At 56.4% G+C, this 24,003-nt stretch carries 9 protein-coding genes; 3 read left to right on the top strand and 6 right to left on the bottom strand.

Annotated elements, in window-relative coordinates:
* Nucleotides 1–58: 58 nt before the first annotated feature.
* The 6 genes from ABNP31_RS07200 to ABNP31_RS07175 all read right to left on the bottom strand — a co-directional run bounded on the left by ABNP31_RS07200 (nucleotide 59) and on the right by ABNP31_RS07175 (nucleotide 14,247).
* Entirely contained in the window at nucleotides 59–3,988 is a 3,930-nt protein-coding gene (locus ABNP31_RS07200; RefSeq protein ID WP_350013143.1) for an RHS repeat domain-containing protein, read from the bottom strand.
* Nucleotides 3,989–3,999: 11 nt separating this feature from the next.
* Entirely contained in the window at nucleotides 4,000–4,515 is a 516-nt protein-coding gene (locus ABNP31_RS07195; RefSeq protein WP_350013142.1) for a hypothetical protein, read from the bottom strand.
* Nucleotides 4,516–4,578: 63 nt separating this feature from the next.
* A complete protein-coding gene (locus tag ABNP31_RS07190) occupies nucleotides 4,579–7,497 on the bottom strand; it encodes a hypothetical protein (protein WP_350013141.1) in 2,919 nt (972 codons plus the stop codon).
* Nucleotides 7,498–7,527: 30 nt separating this feature from the next.
* Nucleotides 7,528–9,801, bottom strand: coding sequence for a hypothetical protein (locus ABNP31_RS07185; protein WP_350013140.1), 2,274 nt, complete (start codon nucleotides 9,799–9,801; stop codon nucleotides 7,528–7,530).
* Entirely contained in the window at nucleotides 9,798–12,323 is a 2,526-nt protein-coding gene (locus ABNP31_RS07180; RefSeq protein ID WP_350013139.1) for a hypothetical protein, read from the bottom strand. The genes ABNP31_RS07185 and ABNP31_RS07180 overlap by 4 nt, the downstream gene beginning before the upstream one ends.
* A gap of 94 nt (nucleotides 12,324–12,417) precedes the next feature.
* Nucleotides 12,418–14,247, bottom strand: a complete 1,830-nt coding sequence (locus ABNP31_RS07175; RefSeq protein ID WP_350013138.1) for a hypothetical protein — start codon at nucleotides 14,245–14,247, stop codon at nucleotides 12,418–12,420.
* A gap of 187 nt (nucleotides 14,248–14,434) precedes the next feature.
* Here ABNP31_RS07175 and ABNP31_RS07170 point away from each other — a divergent pair, with 187 nt between their 5' ends.
* From ABNP31_RS07170 to ABNP31_RS07160, 3 genes are all read left to right on the top strand, one after another.
* Entirely contained in the window at nucleotides 14,435–19,336 is a 4,902-nt protein-coding gene (locus ABNP31_RS07170; RefSeq protein ID WP_350013137.1) for an RHS repeat domain-containing protein, read from the top strand.
* 269 nt (nucleotides 19,337–19,605) lie between these two features.
* Entirely contained in the window at nucleotides 19,606–21,594 is a 1,989-nt protein-coding gene (locus tag ABNP31_RS07165; protein WP_350013136.1) for a hypothetical protein, read from the top strand.
* 179 nt (nucleotides 21,595–21,773) lie between these two features.
* Entirely contained in the window at nucleotides 21,774–23,954 is a 2,181-nt protein-coding gene (locus tag ABNP31_RS07160) for an autotransporter outer membrane beta-barrel domain-containing protein (RefSeq protein ID WP_350013135.1), read from the top strand.
* The last annotated feature ends 49 nt before the right edge of the window (nucleotides 23,955–24,003 follow it).

Here is a 24,003-nt window from a genome sequence, read left to right as displayed (position 1 = left end):
AGTTTGAAACAGAGCGACGCCCAAGGCGAGGGCCCTGGGCGTCGCGCTTATTCACGGATCAGGCGGGATCTGCGGTTTCAGTCGAACTCAGAATATTTTTCGGGTCATAGCCATACGTACACTTGCCTTTGCCGGGGGCCGTAGCCTCGATCAGGCGATTCAGTGCATCGTACTTCATGGTGAGTTCGCCATCTTCCTTCAAATTTCCGTTATCGTCATACTTGAGCAGTACTTCTGGCGGATAAGGGGGGCCAAAGTTATTGGTAATACGGGAAAGCTGTGCTGGGTCCTTGGGATTTTCAAAATGATAAACCGCCATGTTCTGACCCGTAATATCATGACCACTCTCATCTTTACCATCGATGAACTTTGTCAACACCTGCCGAATATTATCAACCGCATCGAAGCGGAATACCTGGCTGATAATCTTTTTATTACAGGGGTCAACCGGGCGATAATCATCATCACCCTCACATTCATACGTAGTCAACCTGCCGCGCGTATCGTATTTGTAGGTCTCCTTGCGCAGCACTGTCGTACCGTCCGACAGAGTGCGCTCGATAATACGATCAAAATCGTCATACTCTTGGGCAAGCACCTGTTCAGCGCCGTGGCTGAACGTAAACGTACGAGAACATTCCCGCTCAAGATCATCATAGGCCAAGGTGGTCTTGAGTGAGTTTTTCTCGCCAGCGCCCTGCGGCTGGTCAATGGTTTCGTAGCTTTCAATACGGCCTAGCTCATCGTATTTGAATTCACTACTCAGTGAGCCCAATGTCGTCCGCTCCAACCGCCCGGCCTTATCGTAAGTATTGACCTGGGTCTGCTTCAGCACATCCTGATAGGACTCCATGCGCCCGAGGCAGCTGTAGCCATACACCATGTCGAGGTCGCCGCGAGTTTCCGTATGCACCTCGCCAGTCGTGTAATATGTACGCGAGAACCCCTGCCCTCCTTGCTCGGTACAGCTGAGCAGCCGCGCATTGTGCGGATCATAAACAAAGTCAGCCTCATGACCGGCAAGCGTACGCTGTACCGGTTCGTCAGTCAGATAAGGACGATATACATAATCAATTTCACCCTCCGGCGTGATGACCTTGTGCGGCTTGCTTTCCCCCTGCTTGTACTCGTATGTCTGCTCGCGCCCACCCGTACTGGACCAGACCATCAGATCCAGGCCATCGAAGCGCTGCTCGCCCAATAGCGGCAGGTCATTCACCCAGATCTTGACCGGCAGGTCTTTATCGCTGTGCGCAGCGTACGTTCGATAAACCACCTCGCCTTCGCGCAAGCTATGTGTCACCAGGCGCTGGAAGCCATCGTAAGTGAAGGCCTCCGTCTGCTTGTTCACGTTGCCGTCAAGGCCCGAGATTTCCTTGGTCTTCAGGCCAAACCCGTCGTACTCGGTCAGCGTCTGGCTTTCAAGAACCGTCTCTTTTTCATCGTCGGGGCATTCCTTCACCCAACGCCGCACCTGAACTGGCAATTCAAACAGGTCCAGCTGGGTTTCGGTCACGCCGGTCTTGCGCCCGTTATCCAACTCGTTGCCGCCGCCGTCGAACATCTGCTGCCGCCATTCACGCGTGATCGGGCCTGTCTTGCCATCACCGATAGGGTCCGTTTGCGCAAACTCACCCACACCGTCAGGCCCAATGACTCCCAGCTGTTCCTCCCAGGCGTCGTAGCGATAATGGCTTGTCAGGTACAAATCGCCGCTGGTCATCCAGTCAATCTCGGTCTCTTCCGCGAGCTTGTCCCGATTGTCGTACTTCGCGCTGTAAGTGGGCTTGGTTTCGCGATCTGACCTGGGCTTACTCTTCCTCTTCACCCCTGGTTCATCCAGAAGGCGGGTTTCCCTCTCCTCACGGACCGTTCGGGAAGCACCATCGAAATACGCCACGGTCATCACATCATTCACGTCGTACGTCGCCTGGAGCGCCCGGTCACCCACCTGGGCACAAAGCTCGTACTCGTATCTACGCAGCGCCTCCTCACGCTTGCCCGGGCTTACGATCTCACGCTCGACACGAAGCAACGCGTCCCAGACGGTCATGATGACCGTGTCGGTATCATCACGATTAAGCACGGTTTCACCCGTAGCCAGCGACTGCTGAGATTTCACTTCCTTGGTTTTGCCATCAAAACCCGTCAGTAATTGCGCGGTCTGCAACACCTGCATGGTTCCGCTGACCGATGGCCCTCTCTCCTTCGCAACGTCCCAGTTCAGTGTCTGGTATGTGTAGGTGTGTTCAAACTGGGTATCGAGCGTTGCTGGAGCGCCTGGCTCAGCGGCCTCAGGGTTCGGAAACCGCACGCACTGAATATGCAGGCGGCCATGTTGCAGTGGTACACCTTCAACGACAGTTTCATTTTCTGCTTGTACAAAGCTGTAGTGCGTGGTTTGCACTTCATCACCACAGGTGTACGTTTCGAGATCCACTTCCAGCCATTGGCTCACCTGAGTTTGCGCCTGCGCGCTGGCCAGCATGGGCAGTGCCTGGTAGGTGTAATTTGTTATGCGTGGCAGTGCCGCCGCCTTGCTGGCTGCCGGTTTCTCGGTTTTTTTCTTCACATGGGTAACGAAACCCTCTTCATTGCCCGGGTAACCAGGCTCTGCCTTGCCATACCACTCATAGATTTCTTCGACACCGTTTTCACCCACGTGGGTTTTGAGGTTGCCGTGGTCGTCGTAAGTACTGGTAGCGGAGACTTTTCGGTTATGTGTCGGATTGCTATTCAACCACCAGCGAGTATGGGCGCCATGCACCAGTTGGCAGTATCTGGGTTGGTCCTTGAAAAGACCCGGCTTCAGGTTGTAGGTATTGATCTGCTCTACAACGTTGTCGCCAATGACCTCGGTCTTCTCGGCATTGAGTTCCTCGCCCAGAAAAGTCGCTTCGCGCGTGAGCAAGTGGAACTTGTTGAACTCGCGCACCGTACTTTTTACCGGAACATCTTCAACCCAGAGCGTTTCGGTAACAGCGTAGTCATAGTCGATATTTTTACGGAACAAGTTGTCGAGGCCATCGTTAATCCAGTCCAGCTCCGCATTGCCACCCAGGAAGTTGTGCCCGTTGCTGGAGTATGTGTAGCGCGTGTCAATGGCCGTTTTATCCTGGCCTGGCCCTGGGTCCGGATAGCTCACGTGTCGCGTAACCCGCGGCAGCGGAGCCACGTTAGACCCGATAGGGAATTGGTGACCACCATCCTGGTAATACAGCTTCTCCAAACCGCCGGTGGGGGTCTGGACCTGGTCGACCAAGTCCATGCCTCCTTCATGGATGTAACTGAAGCGCCAACTGGCACGGTTCGGGGTCGGCAGTTCGAGACGGCTTACCCTGTAATCCCCATCCAGAATCAGGCTGAATGTCTGCGGGCCCGAATCCGCAAGCACTGTGAGTTCCACCAACTTGTCGGTACGACTGACTTCCAGGTGGGTCACTCCGCGCATGTCGGTGATTTTGACCAGCATGGGGTAGTCATTGTGGTTTTTGTATTCCAGATCCAGCCAATGGCCGCCCTTTGCACCGAAAATGCGGGTCGGCACGGCCCTGGCGTGCTTGCCGACACCCCTGAGCTCGAGTCTTTCCACCACATCGGTGTCATACCTGATATCCCAGCGGTTCGCAGACACTTCGTAAAGATGGAATGAATCGATTTTCCTTTCCGACATCGTCAACTGGTTGGTCGTGCCGACACGGCCATCGGCCTTGAACGTTTCGCCGCTGGCAAGGGAAATAATGCGGCGATCCGGGTCAGGGTCAAACTCGGTGACAGCCATGTACCAGCCTTTGCCAAACCCGCTATCAACAAGGCCAAGTGAGCTGGAGCGGAGCAGTGCATCAAATTGCGCACCCAGATTATCGTTCCCCAGAATACGGCGAAGATTGGCGGAAAACGTATACAAGCCGGTGCGTGAGTCCACTCCCCCGCGCAAGTGACTACCGAAATTGAAGGCATTGGAGTGAACCGAGAGGTTAGCAGCCATGGTAATTCTCCTCAGCTTTCACCCAGATCATAATCAATGATTACGCAAGACAGCTTGCCATCTACGTCACCCTTTCTCCTTTTCCCCCTCTCAAACATGACACCCCGGGAAACAATATCGCCAGCAGAAAGACTTTGAAGATCCTCGATTTTTCTGTACGTAGTGGTGACCGGGGTCATGGTAGTTCTCAGCGTAAAATACCAATCATTATCATCACTACCATCCCGGCAATCATTCTCGGCATAGAGCGTAATCAACGCCGCGGACGGTGCATTTTCGAGCCGATAATAGTAGTAATCATCATTTACGCAGTCATCCATCTTGACGAACTTGTGCGTACCCGACTCAATCTTGATTGAACATGTATTCCCACCATCCGGCTCACCATTTTTCTGCCCGGCAAAGTAAATCAGCCCTGTATCTTTAACCTTGGGTGCTTCACCACTGGCGGCATACCCAGAAGCACTGCAGCCCCAAAGCGCAACTGCCAATACGGCACCACATGAAAAAGCCAAATTGAGTTTCATGAAAAATCTCCATTGAAGTTATTCAAACAACCAGCTGCCTGCCCAGCAGGCAGCCGACCGGCATTAATGCGGAGTAAACAACGTATGTTCGATATAGTTGCGGTGATAAACCGTGCCAGACTGCCGGAATGAGAAGCGCCGATAATGGGCATTACCTTGCAGGTCTCGCAGCAACACCACGACATCGCGCGACAGGTTGTCACGAGCCTCTGCGCCTGGCTTCTGGTAAGCAAAGTCCGGAACCCGATGATTGGTAATGACCAGGCTCCCCTCTTCATATTTTGAAATATTGACTTTGGTTTCCAACTCTTTGCGCCTGGGCATGACTTTCGGCAGGCTTTGGTCGAAAACAATCGGTACATCCGGTTTAGGCTTCACCCAGTCGTCTTCTTCCTTGCTCAGCCGGTCTCGGAAGATAGCGCCGGTAAAACTGAACATCTTTTCGTTCTTGTGCTCGGACTCCCATCGAATCATCGACTGGCTTATATGGCCATGCCCCGCCTCTTCCGGCAGGAACTCAACCGTCATGAAGCGGCTATTTCTCAATTTGAACACCCAGTAATCCAGTGTTCTCAAACGCAGGTCGAATGCCGGGTCAAGCGTCGGATCGCCAGGGTCAAGAGGCAGATTCGGATTGGGATCGGTGCCCCCTCCCTCTACACGTTTGGCCACAAACGAATAATGCTCATCTCCGAATTCCGGAGGGGCCTTGGGCACGATCACCACCTTGGTGTTTGCAGACTCAGTCTTGTTGGAAGCCTCGATTCCGCCGAAATCCGGGTTGAAGGTGCTATACAGTGTGGTGGAAGTTCCCGCACGGTCACCACAATGAAGGTAGAGATTCTTGCGGGTGATACCCTGTTCACTGGCGGGACGCGCGGGCTCGAACAACTGGGGATAGGAAAACTCGAACCGGTTTGCCACAGTACGAGTACCCCAGCGATGCAGGTGGTCCCGCTCTATACCACCACTCGGGTCATCATCATTAAGCTTTACCAGCGCTTGCTTGTTGTTCAGAAACCTCATGCCGATGGAGCGTTGCTCATCGCCACTGAGCCTGAAGTACTCGCCATTGACCGGTTCAGTCTCAATCACTACCTCCAGCCGCAAAGGCTGGAACCCATTGTTGAGCAACTGGCCCTTGGAATCCCCCTCCTGGCCACCGGGCACGTAGATCTTGTAACTGTTGATTTCGAGCCAGGTCCTTTCTTCCTGCAATTGCTTTTCACCAAACTCCAGCAGGCTGTAACCGCTCGCCAATATCACACCGTTCTGAATCAGTTCGCATGTCACCACGCTGGTGCCCTGCTCGCCCCCCATCGGCGCGGTATATCGCCTGTTATCGTCGAGCGTCCCAGGACCGACGAGCCGCCAGCGTCGTTGCGCGCCGGGCAGCAAACCAGGATCTCGCTCGCTCAGGTCCACGGTTTCGCCCGGCTGAAGGCCGACAGACCGCGCAGGCTCGATAACCACGGACTGCAAGCCATTGAGCATGACCAAAGTCGACAAACGTTGTTGCTGCGTACCCTTGGCTTGCACCTGCTGGATGCTCAAGTGGCGCCGAGCGGCCTCCCGTTCAGCACTGAACGTGACGCGGCGACCCTTGGTCTGGTCAAGCTGCCCACGCTTTTCGCCACTCAGCGACCATTCGATATCTTCCGCTTGCATGGTCGCGCTCAGTACCATCGGCGTGCGTGGTGCAAACACGCTAACCCGTGGTGCAACCTGAGTTCGCTCGAACTGCACGATCACCTCAGCATGCACGCGATGCAGCTGGTTCCCCTCTTCGAGTTCTGCCGTGATCACAACGGTCAAACTGTGATGGCCGATATCCTCTATGCCGGCACTCTGGTAAAGGCCGTCAGCGTCGATTGTGCCATCGCCTTTTTCACGATGGCTCTGGCGACTGTAGGCAAACCAGTTGGTAGCCGTCACCTTGTTTCCTGCCTGATCACGCAGTGTGAATTGCTGAGTGTCCCCAACGCCAATGGTCTGAGACGGCGGATCGATGGCATACAACGGCGGTACTGCAACAATTTTGCCGAAAACTGCCAGATCATGAGGTATGTGCCGCTCCCGCTCGACGAACTTGTGCCGCGTCGAAAACAACAACGATGCCAGAACATCCAGGCGGTCATCGCGAACATGCTGGAGCACGGCTTTGTCTACAACCATCACTGCCGAATAGCGCAGGCTGCCGTCGCTGTCGAGATCATCAGGGATCAGGTAGGGAAAACTATGCTCAGGCAGATCGCCCGGGCCGCTGTTTGCCCGCAGCTGGATGAACGTCAGTACCGCACCATCACCAAAATTCTCAGCACCCAGGGTCTGCGCACCTGGCGCGGCCTGAGTCAGGATTCGGAAGTGGGTCGGCGACAATGGTGTAAGGCCTTTGAGTTCGAGCATGCCCAGTTCGAACTGGCTGCTGCTTGGTTCCAGTTGCTGGAAGTGTTCCTGAATGGCGGCGGCAATCAGCCCGTTGATTTTCTCGTCTGCACCCGCCAGGTTGCAGCTGAAACTGGACGCTTCGGCCAAGTCCAGCGTTACCCTGCCACGCCGATCGATCTCACCGATCACCAGCCGAAGCTCGATTTCCATCACCAACGTGTAGCCCAGGGCCTCGTCGATGACCAATCGTGTCAGCAGGTTTTCTGCCAGTGGCGAATGGCGCTTGTACGTCCCGGCAATAATGGGAAAAGTCAGGCGTGCCTTGGAATCACTGAGCGATGCATTGGTGAAGGACAACAGCGGTGCACCGAACTCGATCTTTCGCAATACGCTGGACGTACGAATATGGTCATCGTGCTCCACATCACCGTTGAACAGCGGTATAAAACGCAAGGTAGCCAGGCGTTGTCGGTGTTGCTCCCGCAACTGGTCGTTCAGCCGCGAACGGCTGAACGCTGCGACAGCCCCCCAGCCTCGGGTGATGTTGCGCTTGTCCATACGAGCCAGTACCTGCTCGATAGGGTATGTAGACATGTCACTCTCCTTGTTTTCGTCGCGGGGCAGTCACGCAGAACGCGCTTGTGGAGCCAGCATCTGCTGGCACAGGCCTTTGAAGCCGGCAGCCTGCAGCGGCATGATCAGGTGGCCTTCGAACACACCGAGTTGCCCCGTGTCGAAGGAAGCCAACACCAGAATGCCGGGCGACTGCTCCCCACTCTGCGCGGGCCGATACAGCCCTGATTGCGGGTCGATGCTGCCCGTGCCTACCGCCAGCTCCCACTGGGCAACCACTACCCTGTCGTTGGCATAAGCGACGAACTGCATGCTGCCATCGGCCTCTGGCTGTTCTTTCAATGCCACGACAAGTGCTGGCGTGCGCTGTATCACCAGCACGTACAGGCCCTGTTTTTCGTCCGTCGTCGGCTCGGCGATCGCTACCTCAAGCCGTTCCAGCCAGTAGGTATTGCTCTTGCTCGGGTCGCTAGCCTTGGCCAGGTAACGACAGCGCCGTCCCAGGTCTTCCTCCACCAGTTCGCCACTTCCACTCTGGTCGTCGTTGACCTTGGCCCATCGCAGGGGGGCATCGCCCAGCGCCCTAGCACTCAGCGATATCGTCGAATCGGCTTGCACCGTGGTGATGAATGGGTTGGCGGCCAGTGCTTTGGGAAGCACCGTTACCACCGCCACGCTGCGCTCTTTGTCCCCTTTATTGGCAGTCACCAGCACCTGGCCAAAGGCACGCTGCAAAGTGTGGGCAGGCGGCGCACGGTAGGTGCCATTCTCGACGAAGCCTGGGTGCGTCGGCCCCCCTGGGAGGCTTTCCAATCTCCAGTCCAATGCTTCCTTCGGGTTATCGACCTGAAACTTGTGTTCGCTGCCCGCTCGCACCAGTACGGCATCGTCGTAAATGGAGAACGACGCCTCGCCCCCCAGGTGGGCAGACACAGCCATGGCCCCGGGGAACTCGGCTGCGACAGGCCGCACCTTGCCGAAGGCGCCAAATTGCAGCTTATCCAGCCAATCTTCCGCTGACTTCGAGCCGAGTTTGCCTGCCATACCCAGCAAGATCGCCTGCTTGACCGCATGCGCTGCAAAATCTGCAGCCTCGACCCTCAGCTCTGCCACCTTATCGTCACCGTCCTCGGGCAGACCACGTATCACCCTTGCTTCCAGTCGTTCTGGCCACGGCGAGTAGAACTGGCCTTCAAGCAAGTGTTCATCAGGCCCCGAGCCAAGTAACAGGTAGTAGCGATGGTGCAAGGACAGGTCGAACGTGGCCTTGTACTCAACCGCCACCTCCTCCCCATTGCGCAGGCAATCGAACGTAAGTTCGCATTCGCCATCCCAATGTTGGCTCGCCCAGTCCTGTTCGAAACGCGCCTCAAGGCCACCGGCTGCGTGCAACTTGAATGCCTTACCGTTGAAGGTGTAGTTATCGGACCTGTAATTGGTTGCCGGCACCGACAGCTGACCCTCCTCGACAACAACACGGTCGAGCACGCCCTCTTCATAGCGGTAGTCGAAGGCCGGATTCGTCAACATGTTGATGAAGCCGGCCAGGTAGGCGTTGCGATGCAGCATCCTTGAGCTCATGAGCTGTACCGCGTCATTTGCCTTGGGCGGTGTTGGCAACAGGCGTGGAAAGCCACTGCTTGCTCCCGGATAATCACCATGACTGCCATGTGCCGAGGAAGCAAAAATCACCAACGTGTCACCTTTACCTTGAGCGTCGGCCTGCGTGCCTAGATAGAGGGCATCCAGATAGTGTTCCGGCTGCTCTTGAGGACCAGCGGAAACCAACGGGTAGTCGAGTCTTGCCGGGTCCTGCGGCAGTTGTTGCTGTAGCCAGTCACCGGCAGCACGCTGTACGCTCTGGTCATCACTTACCATCAGGCGCACATCCTCGCCCTTGGACACATCCAGCACCAACGCGCCATTCTTGCCGAGCACGGGCACCTTTTGCCTCAGTTCCAGGCTGTCCAGAGGGCCATACGACGACAAGCTCAGCACTTTGTAGGGCTTCTCGGCCTTGACCAAGGTACCGCCATACATTTGCGCCACCATGTCCAGGCGGATGTCCTCAAGACCAATACTGCCAATAGCCACCTGGGGCGCCGATAGCTCAAAACCCGCCAGGTGGTAAGTGACGTTCGTCATGTCGACATTGAACTGGCCTGAGATACCGTCAATCTGCTGCCCTTGGCTCAGGTGAGCGGCATGAGTCTGCCGGAGTATGCGGTTCCCTCCCTCCAACGCCAGCCCCATGATATTGTCCCATTTGTACAGATCAGGGTGGTCAGCCAGCCAGTCAACCAGATGAGGATCTGTCACTTTCATGATTCGGCTCCTTGTCGTCCTTGTTTCACCTGAAAAGCACCAACGCCCAATACCGCGTCCTCGAGCGCCGCTGGCGGCAAGGTCTGCAGCACATAACCTTCGAAAGTGCCTATAAACCCTGTGTCGAAGGAGGCTGTAATCAGGGCAAACTGATCGGTGCTGGATTTATCGGGGGAATAGATGCCGGTTTTCGGGTCGACCGTGCCGCTGCCAACCCGGACCTTCCAGATGACCTTGTCCGCTGATATCGGGTTACCGTTGGGTGTTGCCGTCAATTGCACCGTACCGGTAGCAGGATCCACCTTTCGCTCGATTGGCATCGGCGGCTTTGTAGGGTTCTCGGTAATCAGCAGCGCGGTCTTGGTCGGCCCGTCACCCGGGGGGCTTACCTGCACTTCATCGACAGTAAAGGCCGTACGCTCTTTCTCCTCCCCTTCCGACCTTGCCGACTCGATGGGGGGCATTTCCTTGGGCGCATGATAGACAGCCGTTGCCCCACTGCCCGTTACGCTACCGTGCTCTGGCTGCTGCCAATGCAGCGTAGCGGCATCGCCGAGGTAGCCGGCTTGCAGGGTGACCTTGTCCTCGACCATGACATAGGCCAAGGGGTTTACCTGCAAGTTACTCTTCATGACCGTGACCAGCGCTGCACTACTGAAATCGCTTGCCTTGTCCTTGGCCACAATTCGCAGCCGCACGAATGGGCCGTCGAAAGCGTCTGCGGACGGAGGGGTGTACAGGCCTTCGTCGGGGTCGATATCACCGATCTGCGAGCTGAGAACAGTGTCCAGCAAGGGCTCGATGGACCATTCCAGGTTATTGTCCGCCTTATCGGTCTTGAACTTCATCGGGGCCGCGCCCACTGCCATGGTGTGCTGCATCGGCTCGATGGCAAAGGCGGTAAACGTCGGGTTTACATTGCCAAAAAAACCGACATCCAGTGGGGCGTACTGGTCCTGGCCGATAATGGCGTTGCCGAAGTTGAGCTTGATGGTGTCCTGGACCAGTTGCTTGAGAGAGTTTGAGAACTTGAAGTTCTGCTCGAGAGACTCGCGAACAACGGATTCGACACTTGGAACTTCGACATCCTCCACCATCCTGAGCAATATATTAATTACATTCATTACTCCGGCGACGATCATTATGGGCAAAGCGCCGCCCGCTATTAAGAACAGGATCAACCACCCCCAAAAATCCTCCGACTCGACCTCTCCCGGCTTAATTTCCCCAATAGGTGGAGCCGCCGCCTTGATCTCCTCCATCTTGAACTCATTATGTTCCAGCGTCCCACCGTCAATATCCTTAAGCTGGTAGCTAGACGTTATCCTGTATTCAAAATCATCCTCGCTGCGCTTGTAAAAATCACTGGTATCAAGCCTCAAAGCTATCATGGTCTTCTTGAAGCGCCCCGTTACATCATCCAGATCCTCCGGCTGAACCGCCAAAATTCCTTTCAAACACCATTCAACAACGACTTTATCTTCCTTTACGGACACGCTCAAAACCTTGGCCATCTGCAAGTCAACCTGGAAGATCCTCAGCTTGAGGACCATATCGAAGTATTGGCCTTCCACCACTTCGGTCCTAAACTCGGCGACTCTCAACTGTTCTTCTACGATCATTGTCCCGGACGTGGCCACAGCTCCTGTCACCAAGCCTTCATCATCCTGAGTAACATCGAACGCAACATCCTTTGCTATCGTCAGCAACGACTCGAGCAACTGCGCCAGCATGATCCGCTTCGGCTCGAATAACACCGCAGCGTCATAGTTCCTGTCGCTGGGTATCAAGTAGCTGTAGTCATTACCAGGGAAATCACCTTCTTTATCCCCTTCGTAACGTATGAGCGCAAGCACACCTCCAGCGCTATCATCTTCGTCACGACCACGGGCCTGGGTACGCAGCGCGAATGATTTCGCCCGCAATAGAGGGTTTCCTCCAGCCTCGATCTGGCCGAGCGTAAATACGCGCTGTTCCTCTTTCAGGGCGACGAACTTCTGCCTGAAGAATTCACCTACCAGCCTTTGCATGCCAGGGTCGTCAGAAACCTCCAAGGTGAAATCGGAACTCTTGCTCAAGTCAAGTCTCACCCGCCCGTCTTCACCGACAACGCCAGGTACTTTAGCCAGCAGCAGGTTCAGGCTCAACTCGGGCCCGAGCAGCGGGCTGGTTTCGCGAATTTCTCGAACTTGCCAGCCGCCACCCGCTTTCTGCAGACCAAGTTGGGTCCCGCCGGCAACAGACATACACAAACGCGCCGTGGAGTCATTCGACAACTGGCGTGTGAAATCCAATCGAGGTGAATCGAGCGTGAAATCATTCAGCGCAAAGCGCCAACCATTTTCATTGGGAATGCTCCCGCTGATAGGCGGGATGATTGAACTGGTCTTGAATCGGCGAATATAAATCTGCAGCAACAATCGCCCCAGTTTAAAATCATCAGCGAAGGAGATCATCCCCCACTTGAGCATATGCGACTGCTCTTTCAGCCGACTATAAAGCTTATCAAATGTATACTCCATCTTCAGAAACTCCTGTATAACGATTAACGGCGCACCGCGCGCAGTACAAACAGGGCTGCAACCCGGCAATGCATTTGAAGGCGCTGCGACAGACTCATGCTTCCAGGTAAATGTCTACAGGCAAGAGTTGTTCAAAATGAACACCACCATCGAAACTAACCTGTACATGGACCGAGAAACTCTTATTCAACTTAAGCTTTGTCAGATATCCCATTGAAAGCAGAACTTCCACCTTATCGGCAAACCACTCTTCTTCAGTCACCGGCAGATCCTCACGAATGTACTCCCGAGGTAACGATCCCCCGCCCTCTTTCCCTTCTCCCTCCACAAAAACACGCACAAGCTGACCGACTGCAAAAAAAGGCCAACTGCTCGAGTTCAGATAAAAACCGAGGTTATCCTTTACGCTGGAAAGCGACAGCTTCCCATCCGGTGCTCCAGGGCAACTGATCGCCCCATAATCACCGGGGTCCGGCTTGATTATTCTCAGGCCGTACGCGGCTGAATGCTGCTGGGCACCATCCACTTCAACGGTATAAAAAATCTTGACCCTTGAATAAAAGTTGGGAGGAACAAATTCGACAGGGACTTGAAACCGCCGGTTATTACCTGCAGTCGGTTTATCCGTACTGTAACTACCCGATTCGCCATACCCCTGCCAGTGCATGGTGATCTTGCCACCACCGGTTTCGGAATCTACCGGTACTTCAACGTACGCGCCATATTTCAACCGGCCAGCCCGGATAAAGCCGAATAGCTCCATGTCGGGGTCAACTTCCTCACCGGGATCCGAATCTTCCCACTCTGCATCCGGGACAAATGGAACCTTCAATTTCAGCTGTTGGCGCAGGGTCAGTTCGAGCGGCGCAGAGTCCGCCGCGCCACCGACCCTGCTCCATTGCCAGGTCAATGCAATCTTTTCCCCGCTATTGGCCTGGAGCCACTCGCCAGGCACATGAAAACGCAGCCGGCCACTGTCCAATACTGCACGATCAATACGAAAAACGCCGCGTACAACCTGTTTGCCCGATGCGGTAAGCAACAGCTCATCGCCGAATTGTGCAACATAGCCATCCACTTCGACCCACACCCCATCCGGATAGCTGTTTGGGTCAAGCATCCCGCCGTCATGATCGGGGATCCTCGGCGGCGGCAAGCTGGGAGATTGCCCGCTGCCTGGGTTGTCGATCGTGAAACGCTGGGTAGGCGACTGGCTGGCCTGCGTACCATCGTGATAATGAATCGTGTAGTAGAGTTCGCACCAACTTCCAGCCATTTGAAACCAGGCTGCGTCTATACTCCAAAGCAAAGGCTTGCCCAGATCCTCTGCTTTTAACTCTTTGGTCAACGTTTCACTTCCGTACTCGTCCTTCCAGGAAAGTACCACCTTGTCGTTTACAGACATGAACTGGAATGCTGTACTAATGACTTGGCCGGCTCCGGACACACGAGTCAAATCAATAATCAGGCCATCACTGTCCATCATATGAGGGGGTGGCAGCAAGTCGGCGGGCGGGACTGGCTTATTCACGTAGAAGAGCAACCTGTCGGAAATTTCCAGCTTCCGCGGATCGGTCTTTGGAGGAAGGGTTCTAGCGTACGAATAAAATACAACCCCCTCATCCAGTTCTTTCATTAGTTCATTTCCTACCTCAACCAGAAAAGTGCCATCCGGCTCCAGAGCCTCTACATCTACAGGCGTCGGCTCCAAGTCCCTCGTTTCGCCGGCAGGGCCGCAGCCAAACAAACGCGGCCATACTTCATCGCCTAACTTCAAACCCGGCAAATATGTCTTGAGTTTGGCATCCCCCAGCTTCTCCAGGCTCAGGGAATCCCCTTCCAAATCTGGAACAGAGGGTTTCGGCAGCGCAACTTTTTTCGCCCCCCCGCCTAGTGGCAATGGCATCTTGGAAGCATCTTTCATCTGTTCATCCCCTATACATCTGCCCGATAAACAGGCCTTTGCCTGCCGATCACGATAGGGACTTTTTACACCTGCATCTGCACCATCGAAACTAGCAGATTTAACAGGTGGCAATACGCGGGGGCTTTGTTAGCGTGGCGATCAAATGATCTGAATTTCACGCCTTTGACACAGGGGAGCACGCTTGATGGCCACCGTAACCAACCCAAGCTCCAATGCATTCAACTTCTGCAGCCACATGCAGAATGGTGTTGATAAACGCACCGGTATCTTCATGTTTCGCATGGATTTTTCTGAGCTTTCCGGCAGTGATCTGATGGCCGCTGATCTGGGATTACACCTGCGCTATAGCCAACTGAGCCAATACGACCGTGGATTCGGCAGCGGCTGGACCCTTCCAGTGACCGAGTTCGCTGTCGCCAGCGGGCGGCGCATCATCTCACTGGCCAATGGCGAAACGTTCAAGGTCGATGGCCGCGTCGGTACCAGTAACCAGCTGTCGATGTCGGAAAAGAAAATCGACACTTTCCATCTATACGAGCTATCTCCGGAGCTGTGGTACGTGAAACACCGCTCTGGCGTGGTGGAAGTGCTCGAACTCAAAGGCTGGGGCGAAAACGCCAGAGCGGTGCCGACCTGCATGCTCAGCCGCAAGGGCCACTGGCTGGCGCTGGAGTACAAGCACCACGACGGGTTCCCGACCCTAAGCAAGATTACCGACATGCGCGGCCTTACCTTACTGGAAGTGGAGCGCCGCTCCGATCGGGCGATACTGAAATTCCTGACCGATGTCGGTACTGCGAGCTACAGCCTGGTATTCGAAAACACGACCAATAGAGTAAAGCGCATCGAATTGCCCACTCCGAACCTGGCCAGTTGGCGCTTTACTTACTCGCTCGAGCGAGGAATGGAGTGCATCAAGGAGATCATCACCCCCACCAATGGCCTGGAGAAACTTTTCTACGACGATGGTGGTCACTTGCTGCCGAACCGCTCGGGCCTGGACCCCGTACCGCGGGTTACCAAACATGTCAAATACGCTGCAAAAGGACCGGATCAGGACAAAACAGCCATCGACATCCGCTACACCTACTCCAGGAATGGGCATAACTTCCTCGGCGGCAACACGGACCTGGACTGGATCGCAGATGGCCTGGACAACCTGTTCCGCAAAGCCATCGATTATGACTACGCAACGACCGAGACATTATGGGTCGATGGCAAGCCAGTGCGCAGCACGGTTCGCGAATTCAACAAGTTCCACCTGAACACGCGCGAGGCTACCTATCGAGGCAACAGGCTGAACGCCGAAAAAAATGAAGTCATCGGCCCGAACGTGGAAGAAACAACCACTTCGTACGCATTGAAATCAGGGCTGTTCAAAGACCAGGTCAGATATTGCCAATTGCCGATCAAGGTCGTTAAGCACTGGTGGAAAGCAGATAGCAGCAACAGCCGCAAGGAGTATGTCGAAACCGCGTATGACGATTTCGGTAATGCATTGATGCAGAAGGCAGCCAACGGCACTGTCGAGCGCTACGAATGGTACAGGCAGGCCGAGGACGGTTACCCAGGCAACGACGAAATGTTCGTTTGCGACATGAAATCGAAGACCGTGATTCCAGCAGAGGGCCACCCCGGTGACGCCCCCACGCTGGTTACCCGCTACCGCTACAAGGCCTACAAGGTATTGGCCAGCAGCCGCTCCGCCAGCGACCAGACGACCTGGTGCGCGCTCCACAGCGAAACGACCAGCGAAAGCGGCAAAGAGGTGAAAACCATCACCTATGACTACTACGACAATGAGCATGAAGCCCCGATCGAAGACACGCCACTGCTGCATGGCCGCATGAAGCAAAGCGTTACAAGCTACCCGAACCCGAAGGCAGGCGACCTGGACCAGCCAAAGACGCTGGATACGACAGTGGAGTATGCCTACCAGTTCTCCACGATGACATGGGAGGGGATGCGCGACGATCGCTTGCACGCCCTGCCGCCAATAAAAGTGCTGGAAACTGTTCAGACCGTGAAGGGGTACGACGGTGAGCAGCAAAGGAGCAGCGAAGGCCATTCGCTACTGACCCGGGAACTGCTGCTTGATATCGATGAAGACAATGTCGAGCGCCGCACCGTCAAGGACGAACTGCGCAATACCATTTTTGAAGTAGTCGACGGGGGCAATGCCGACGAAGCCGTTCGCAGCAACGAGTACAACCTTTGCGCCGACGACCAGGACCAGGCCAGCCAGCGTTTCACCTCGCCCACGACGGTGGTCACCGAAACACGTTTCGACGGCTTGGGCAGGGTGCATCAGGAACGCCGAAGCCATGTCGACCCGAAACAAAAAGCCCGGCTTTTCCTGATCCGGGAACAGCTGTACGACGCCTGGGAGCGGGAAGTGGAGGAGCGCCGATATGACTGGCTCGATGCCCAACCCTTCCCCGAAACCGTGCAGTTCGTGGCTCGCAAGTACCTGTACGACGCCTGGGAAGCACGCAACGTGATCATCCGCGAAGACAACGTGCAAGAGCATACGGCGTTCGACCCGACCGAAAAGGATGCGGACAACAACGTGCGCAAAGTCACCTGGCTGCAGGTTGCGCAACAGTCCGTGAAGAGCCAAAAGGTCAGTACCTGGACCAACGCGTTCGACAAGCCTGTGCTGATCCAGCGCCTTGGCCCGGACGATACCGCCGTAGCCGAACAGAAACAGAGCTATGACGGATTGGGACGTTGCATCAGCAAGACCGATGAGCGCAACAATGTCACCCGGTTCAAGTATGACCATTTCAACCGCATGACGGCCAACATACTGGCCGACGAGACCCGTATCGAACACCGCTATGCGCCCCAGTCGGAAGAACTATGGGCGACCAGTATCTGCGCTATTTCCAATGTGGGGTCCGAACCGCCATTCGAGGTAGGCGCACAGAGCTTCAACGGCCTCGGTCAACTGACTTCACGTACGATCGGCAAACGGCTCGAGAAGTACGAGTACACACCTGGCCAGTCGGCCCCCCGGGCGAGAGTTACCGGGGCGGGGGACACCATTGCCTACCGATACAATCTGGCTCTCTCACCCACCCCGACTCACAGCAGCGTCGAAAGCGCCGAAACCAGGTATGTCTACCAACCGGTCACCGGCCTGCTGGAGCGAACGGAAAATGCCGAGGGTAGCCGAATCTACCAGTACAACGAGCATGAGCAGCTAACCCGGGAAACCTGGAAGAAACCGGACAGCAGCGAGCTGCACGCGGTATTTGTCAACACGGTGCAAGGCCGCCTCAAATCCCGCACCTATGTCGATGACATCGTCACCGTGCACGAGTACGACGAGGCTGGCCGTATCAAGTCCACCGACGAGGGCAACCTGCTCGCGGCATTCGATTACGACAACTTGGGCCGCCTGCAGAAAATAACCAGCACGGACAAGAGCAATGGCAGCACCTTGGTCACCACGCTCGAATACGATGATCATGGTTTCGAATGCAAACGGGTACAACGACTCGACAACCAACCCGAACGTACCCTGGTGCAGCAATGGGGCAAAGACAAGCTGCTCGATGGGCGCCTGCTGCGTGAAGGCCGTAACGTACTACTGAAAGAGCGGTTCACTTATGACGCGCGAGGCAGGCTGAGTATCGTCGAGTACAGCGGCAGCCGGTTGCCGAAAGATGAGGCCGGACGCGCGGTCAGCCAGGAGACGTTTCGATATGACAGTATCGACAACATCAAAATCTGCCTGACTGAATTCGCTGATGGCAGCAGTGAAAGGGAGACCTACACCTATGAGAAAGAAGACCGTTTCCTGCTCAAGACATTGACCTTGGCAACGACAGGCTCCGCACCCATCGAAATGACATTCAGCCATGACAAGAACGGCAACCTTGAAATTGACCAGCATGGCCGAAAGCTGGTGTACGACAAAGAAAGTCTCCTTTTGCAGGTTGTGGGCCACAGCCGATACAGCTACGACGGCATCGGGCAGATGCTGACCAGCCAGACAGGGAGCGAGGAGGCAAAACTGCTCTGGTTCGATGAGAACCGCCTGAGCCTGGCCATCCAGGGTAGCGCGCGGACCCGCTACAGCTTCTATGCAGACACTCCCTTGGCACAGCAGAGCGAATCGCCGCCCAGGACATTGCTGCTGCAGACCAACGCCAGCCTCAGTGTCATCGCGGAATGCGAGGCCGGTATTGTTCGCGACATCCAGTACAGCGCGTACGGCCAACGTCATGCCACAGCTGCGCTGCACAGCCATCTGGCCTTCAATGGCGAAGCGCTGGACCAGGGCAGTGGCTGGTACTTCCCGGGAAGCGTGCGTGCCCGCAGCCCACGCAAGAGGAACTTCAACAGCCCCGACCCACTCAGCGTCTTCGAAACCGGCGAGTTGAACCCATATGCCTATTGCCTGAACAACCCGATTGCCCTGCGCGACCCAAGCGGGTTCACGGCCACAAGCGGCAGTGGCCGACCGCGACGCCCGGATGAGGATGACCCGAGCTGGCTGGGGGTTGACAGGGGTAGCGATGCATCGAAATGGATATGGCTGGCCATCGGCGTTCTCGCCACCATTGCTGCCGTGGTTACCGCCGGCGGTGCACTGGCAGCGGTGGGCGCGTTCGGCAGTGCGGCGGCGACAGCGATAGCGACAGCAGGTACCAGCATGGCTGCCGGCAAAGTCGCCCTAGGAACGGCGTTTCTTGCCAGTTTTGCGGGAACAACCACTACATCGGCCATCGTTAGCACTGCCGCAGCAGCAGTGACGTTGGCCGGCACGGTAGCACAGGCGGTCTCGGTCATTGACAACAATATGCAGGCCGCACAATGGGCAGAATACCTGGCTTTTGCATCTGTTGGTTTGGGATTGGCGACTGGGATAGCCGGGGCCGGCAGTAGGATATTTAGCGGAATGACAGGTAGATACGCGGAGAGATTGAGCGGTGCGTTGAGAAATGCTGGTGCTCCTGTTACTAGCGGCAGTGAAAGTATCGTTGCAAATCGTACTGATCAAAGGAGCGAGTCAGCTAAAGTATTCGATATAAGAAAAAAGTGGGCCACATATTGGGGACAAAGCCGTTTTCACTAATCAATGACATCATGAAGAGTTGATCCAGCGCGATAAACATTACAGATAATCCCACTCAGCCAGAAACACGAGATAACGAAACCTATCCGTGCACTGGCAGAGTGGGATTTTTTTAATCTTCCGTCCCGCTCATCTCCCACCTAGCATTTTTACCAGTATCCGAAGTTCTCCTTCAGCGCTAGCCTCATTCCACCACCCCAAAGGGCATGTCACTCCAAAAGTGTGGCATGCCCGCAACCGTTATTCTCCGTCGAATGGGAGCAATCCACATGAGTAACGACTCGACACGTCTGCTTGCAGCTAAGGTACGTCGTGACTATCAACAACAGCGTGTTGCCAGGCTGGCTGCACAAAGGCATCTGGCGCCAGCCGATCCGGAGGTGGTGGGTATCATTGACACCGAGGACGGCACGTTGAACAAGGATGTTCTCGACGCCGATCTTGAGGTCATCATCCAGCAGTGGGACGCCCTGCCTACCGAGCCAGGGGATTACGACGAACTACAGCTACAAATGGCCAAGGTCGCGGATGATGACAGCGTGGGGGCTTTCCTGGATGTCGGCCCCAGCCACCAGTGCGATAAAAACCAAAAATTCCCTATGACAGTAAACGTTCCTCGGGATGACTATCCGGCTGACGGCAGGCGCCAACTCAGGTACCGCATTGAAAAATATAATGAGAACACCCTCTTTTCGGCTGCGATCGAACTGATCTTTGACAAAACCCCCCCGTGGGACCGAGAAATGCCGGATCAGGCGATACTCGCGACCAACTTGATTACCGATGCATTCTTCACCGCCAACCCTGACGGATTGAAAGTTACGCTTCCACCCTATGAAGGCCAAGACAAGAAAGATGTCTATGCGCTTTATTTTTCAGACACCCCTCCCGTCGAACCCGAGGTACCGGCACCGGTGGCGAGCGGGTTGGTACCCACTGATAGAATTTTACTCATCCAAAAGGAAGAAATTGAAAAGTTCGGAGATGGCCACTTCTACATCGTCTACATCCTGTTGGACAAAGCTACCAACCGCAGCCAGATTTCCAAACTTGTTGCCGTAGATGTCAACTTGGGCGCATTGCCCGAAAACTTGAAGAAACCGGTAGTACCCCTGGCGGCAGACGGCCTCCTCGACCTGGCGGATGCGCAGTCGGGTATCGCCGTCGAGATACCCCGTTTCGACAATGCTCGGCCTACTGATTTTGTCGAAGTGACCTGGGGAACATCCACAGCATTCGCCGAACAGATTGGCTCCCGTGAGCTCCCGCTTTCCATCGCCATACCTCCAAGCCATTTGCGCGCCGCCTATGGTGCCGCCGACGATGTTGTAAACACCTCGGTCAGCTATCGGATCCTGCGCCACCAGATAGCCTACGGGCCGGAAAGTGACGACGTGGATGTCGACTTCTCGGTCGCTGGCCCCGGGCGCCCGGACCCGGACCCCAACTGGCCAGACCCGGTCAATACAGAGTTGCCAGCGCCCGAGGTGCGGGGTGCGATATCTGATACGGCAAACGTACTGACGCGCGATGACGCGGAGCAGGATGCCAAGCTGACGTTCTCACTCCATGCCGATGCCGAGGATGGCGACCTGATGGACTTCTACTGGGACGGCATCCTGGTAACCGAAGCTGCCTACACCGTCGCCACAGGTGATACCCCACCAATCGAACGGACGATCCCCTGGGCCTACATCCTGAGGGCGGGGAACAACACCACGCTGCCGGTGCATTACACCATCCGCAAGCCGGTGGGCGCGGGAAACGAACAAAAATCAACGAATGCATCGGTCGCTGCCGACGCCGTGACCATCGTTCCCGATGCCGCAGAATTCCTGCGGACGAACAGCAAAGGCTGGCTCAATTGCAACTCGCTGTGGGAGGACTCGGCAAACCCCGCCGGCGAACCCGCCTTCAAGGTCTCCGTCAAACCCCTGAATAAGTATCTGCCTAACGGCGGGGATGTAACCATGGTGTGGACCGCCATGGGTGGCCGCAGTGGCGAAACCGAAATTCCCGCAGCCCGGAAGACCGAGACCGTCACCATCACCAAGGCCCAGGCAGAAAAAGGTTTTGAATGGGAGGTCAAACCTTACGCAACCCACATTCTGCCGATCTATGACCCCACCGGCCTCGGACAGGACGGCCGTGGCCGCGTCAATTACAGCCTGGAATTCAACGGCGAAGTTGTCACAGCGAAAACCGTCGAAGCCGTCGTCAGCCTGGGTACCGGTTCAGGAACCTGCGCAATCCCCTGAGCAGCCAGCCAAGCATGGGCTGTCGGCATACCCGCAGCCCATCACACACAAAACCAACGACGGCAACTTGAGGACTTTTCCTACAGAAATATGTTGAGAAATCCCTAGACTTTGCCGCCATTGGTCAGCTTCCGATACCTGCCGACCAAACTTGAACCGGATAAGCCACAGGTACTCGTATGTCAGCACTCCGCCCTTTTCCTTTGCGCCACGCACTGCGCGCCGCCTCTTTGGGCCCTCTTCTGTTATTGAGCCCGGAGAGCTGGGCGCAAACCATCATCGACAAAGACACCACGATCGATAACAGCACGCCACCAGACAACTACACGGTGCTCGACGGTGCCACTCTCACCGCCAACGGCGCCAACGCCCTCAACATCGAGGTACGGGAAGGCTCCAGGCTGGTACTCGACACCAGCACCGTGAACGCCACCGGCAATGCAACCGGGATAAGGCTGCGCGACGGCAGCAGTGCCACCCTCAGCGGCAGCCACGTGTCATCGGCAGTCCAGGGGCTGGGCCTCGGGGCAGGCACACGGCTGGATGCACACGACAGCGTGATCAGCGGCGGCAACGCCGGGGCAGTCATCAACAACAGCCTGGTGACGCTGTCCGCCAGCCAGCTGCTGGGCACCGACACCACCGGCGTGGGGGCCCAGCTGTTCGACGGCGAGCTGCAGGCCAGCGCCGGCAGCCGCATTGTCGGTGGCCAGAATGGCATTCGCTTGCGTGGCGACAGCGGCCAAGCTGCCAGGACAGGCACGGTGGTATTGGATGCCAGCCACGTAGAAGGCCAGAACGGGTCAGCGATAGCCGTCGGCACTGTAGGCAGCGCACCAGCCAGCGCCAGGATCGAGGTACTGAACGGCTCCACCCTCAAGGCCGGCAACGGCACCCTGGTTGAAGTGGGTGCCGTCGGCACCGCGGACATCCTGGTCAGTGCCAGCGCCCTGGAAGGCAATATCATCATTGCCGAAGGCGGCAGCGGCAACCTGACCCTGGCCAACCAGGCCACCCTCAAAGGCCGCCTTGAAAACCTCGATCGCCTGGCATTGAACAGCGGCGGCCGGTGGACAATGACCGGTGATGCCCAGCTCAAGGACCTGGTGATGGACGGCGGCGCGGTGGAATTTGGCGACAACGGCGAATTCCTTACACTGGAGGTGGCCACAGTGGAAGGCAGTGGCCGCTTCAACATGAATGTCGATTTCGCGGACGGCCGGGGCGACCTGCTGAAAATAACCGGTAATGCCACCGGCAACCACCAGATCCGGGTTACCAGCACCGGCAAGGATCCACTGGCCGATAGCGAACTGCGCCTGGTGGAGACCGCCGCAGGCAGCGATGCCAGCTTCACCCTGGAGGGCGGGCCGGTTGACCTCGGTACCTTCGCCTACGGCCTGGCACAACGCGGCAATGACTGGTACCTGGATACCTCGATGCGTTCGCTCAGCAACGGCACCCAGACCATCCTGGCACTGGCCAATACCGCTCCCACGGTGTGGTATGGCGAGCTCACCACCTTGCGCAGCCGCATGGGTGAAGTGCGCCGCAACGATGGTGCTGCGGGCGCCTGGATGCGCAGCTATGGCAACCAGTACAACGCCTCTACCTCCGGCTTCGGTTACAAGCAACAGCAACAAGGGCTGTCGTTCGGTGCCGATGGCCGCTTGCCAATCGGCGACGGCAACTGGCTGGCCGGGGTAACGGCAGGTTACAGCAATTCCGACCTCAACCTGCAGGGCGGCAGTTCGGGCTCGGTCGACAGCTACCACATCGGTGCCTACACCACCTGGCTCGACCCACAAAGCGGCTACTACTTCGACGGGGTTGCCAAGCTCAACCGCTACCAGAACCGCGCCGATGTGCAACTGAGCGACGGCAGCAAGACCAAAGGCGATTACAGCAACCACGGCATCGGCGTTTCGCTGGAGGCCGGCCGGCACATCAAGCTGGACCATGGCTATTTCATCGAGCCTTATGCCCAGCTGGCGGCCATGGCAATCGAGGGGCAGTCGTACCACCTGGCCAATGGCTTGCAAGCCAGCGGTGACGACACCCGCTCGCTGCAAGGCAAGCTGGGGGCTACCGCCGGGCGCACCTTCGACTTCGGCCAGAGCCGCATGCTCCAGCCTTATGTGCGGGTTGCCGGGGCCCATGAGTTCGTCAACAACAACCGCGTGAAAGTCAACGGCAACAGCCTGGATAACGACCTGGGCGGTTCTCGTGCAGAGCTGGGTGCCGGTGTGGTAGCGGCCTGGGCCGAGCAGTGGCAAGTGCATGCGGAGTTCGACTATGCCAACGGCGAACGCCTGGAACAGCCGTGGGGGGCCAGCCTGGGCGTACGTTACAACTGGTAGCCGTGAATAGTGCCCGGCAGCATCCTTGATCCACTGCTGGGCCCGTCAT

The organism is Pseudomonas asiatica (assembly GCF_040214835.1).
Taxonomy (GTDB): Bacteria; Pseudomonadota; Gammaproteobacteria; order Pseudomonadales; family Pseudomonadaceae; genus Aquipseudomonas; species Aquipseudomonas putida_Z.
The sequence above is the reverse complement of the archived record's forward strand: the minus strand, read 5'-3'. Positions and strand labels throughout refer to the sequence as shown.

What these genes read in the sequence shown, in the direction of transcription:
- ABNP31_RS07195 (WP_350013142.1), bottom strand. Translation starts at nt 4,515, where the DNA reads ATGAAACTCAATTTGGCTTTTTCATGTGGTGCCGTATTGGCAGTTGCG.
- ABNP31_RS07170 (WP_350013137.1), top strand. Translation starts at nt 14,435, where the DNA reads ATGGCCACCGTAACCAACCCAAGCTCCAATGCATTCAACTTCTGCAGC.
- ABNP31_RS07190 (WP_350013141.1), bottom strand. Translation starts at nt 7,497, where the DNA reads ATGTCTACATACCCTATCGAGCAGGTACTGGCTCGTATGGACAAGCGC.
- ABNP31_RS07185 (WP_350013140.1), bottom strand. Translation starts at nt 9,801, where the DNA reads ATGAAAGTGACAGATCCTCATCTGGTTGACTGGCTGGCTGACCACCCT.
- ABNP31_RS07180 (WP_350013139.1), bottom strand. Translation starts at nt 12,323, where the DNA reads ATGGAGTATACATTTGATAAGCTTTATAGTCGGCTGAAAGAGCAGTCG.
- ABNP31_RS07200 (WP_350013143.1), bottom strand. Translation starts at nt 3,988, where the DNA reads ATGGCTGCTAACCTCTCGGTTCACTCCAATGCCTTCAATTTCGGTAGT.
- ABNP31_RS07160 (WP_350013135.1), top strand. Translation starts at nt 21,774, where the DNA reads ATGTCAGCACTCCGCCCTTTTCCTTTGCGCCACGCACTGCGCGCCGCC.
- ABNP31_RS07165 (WP_350013136.1), top strand. Translation starts at nt 19,606, where the DNA reads ATGAGTAACGACTCGACACGTCTGCTTGCAGCTAAGGTACGTCGTGAC.
- ABNP31_RS07175 (WP_350013138.1), bottom strand. Translation starts at nt 14,247, where the DNA reads ATGAAAGATGCTTCCAAGATGCCATTGCCACTAGGCGGGGGGGCGAAA.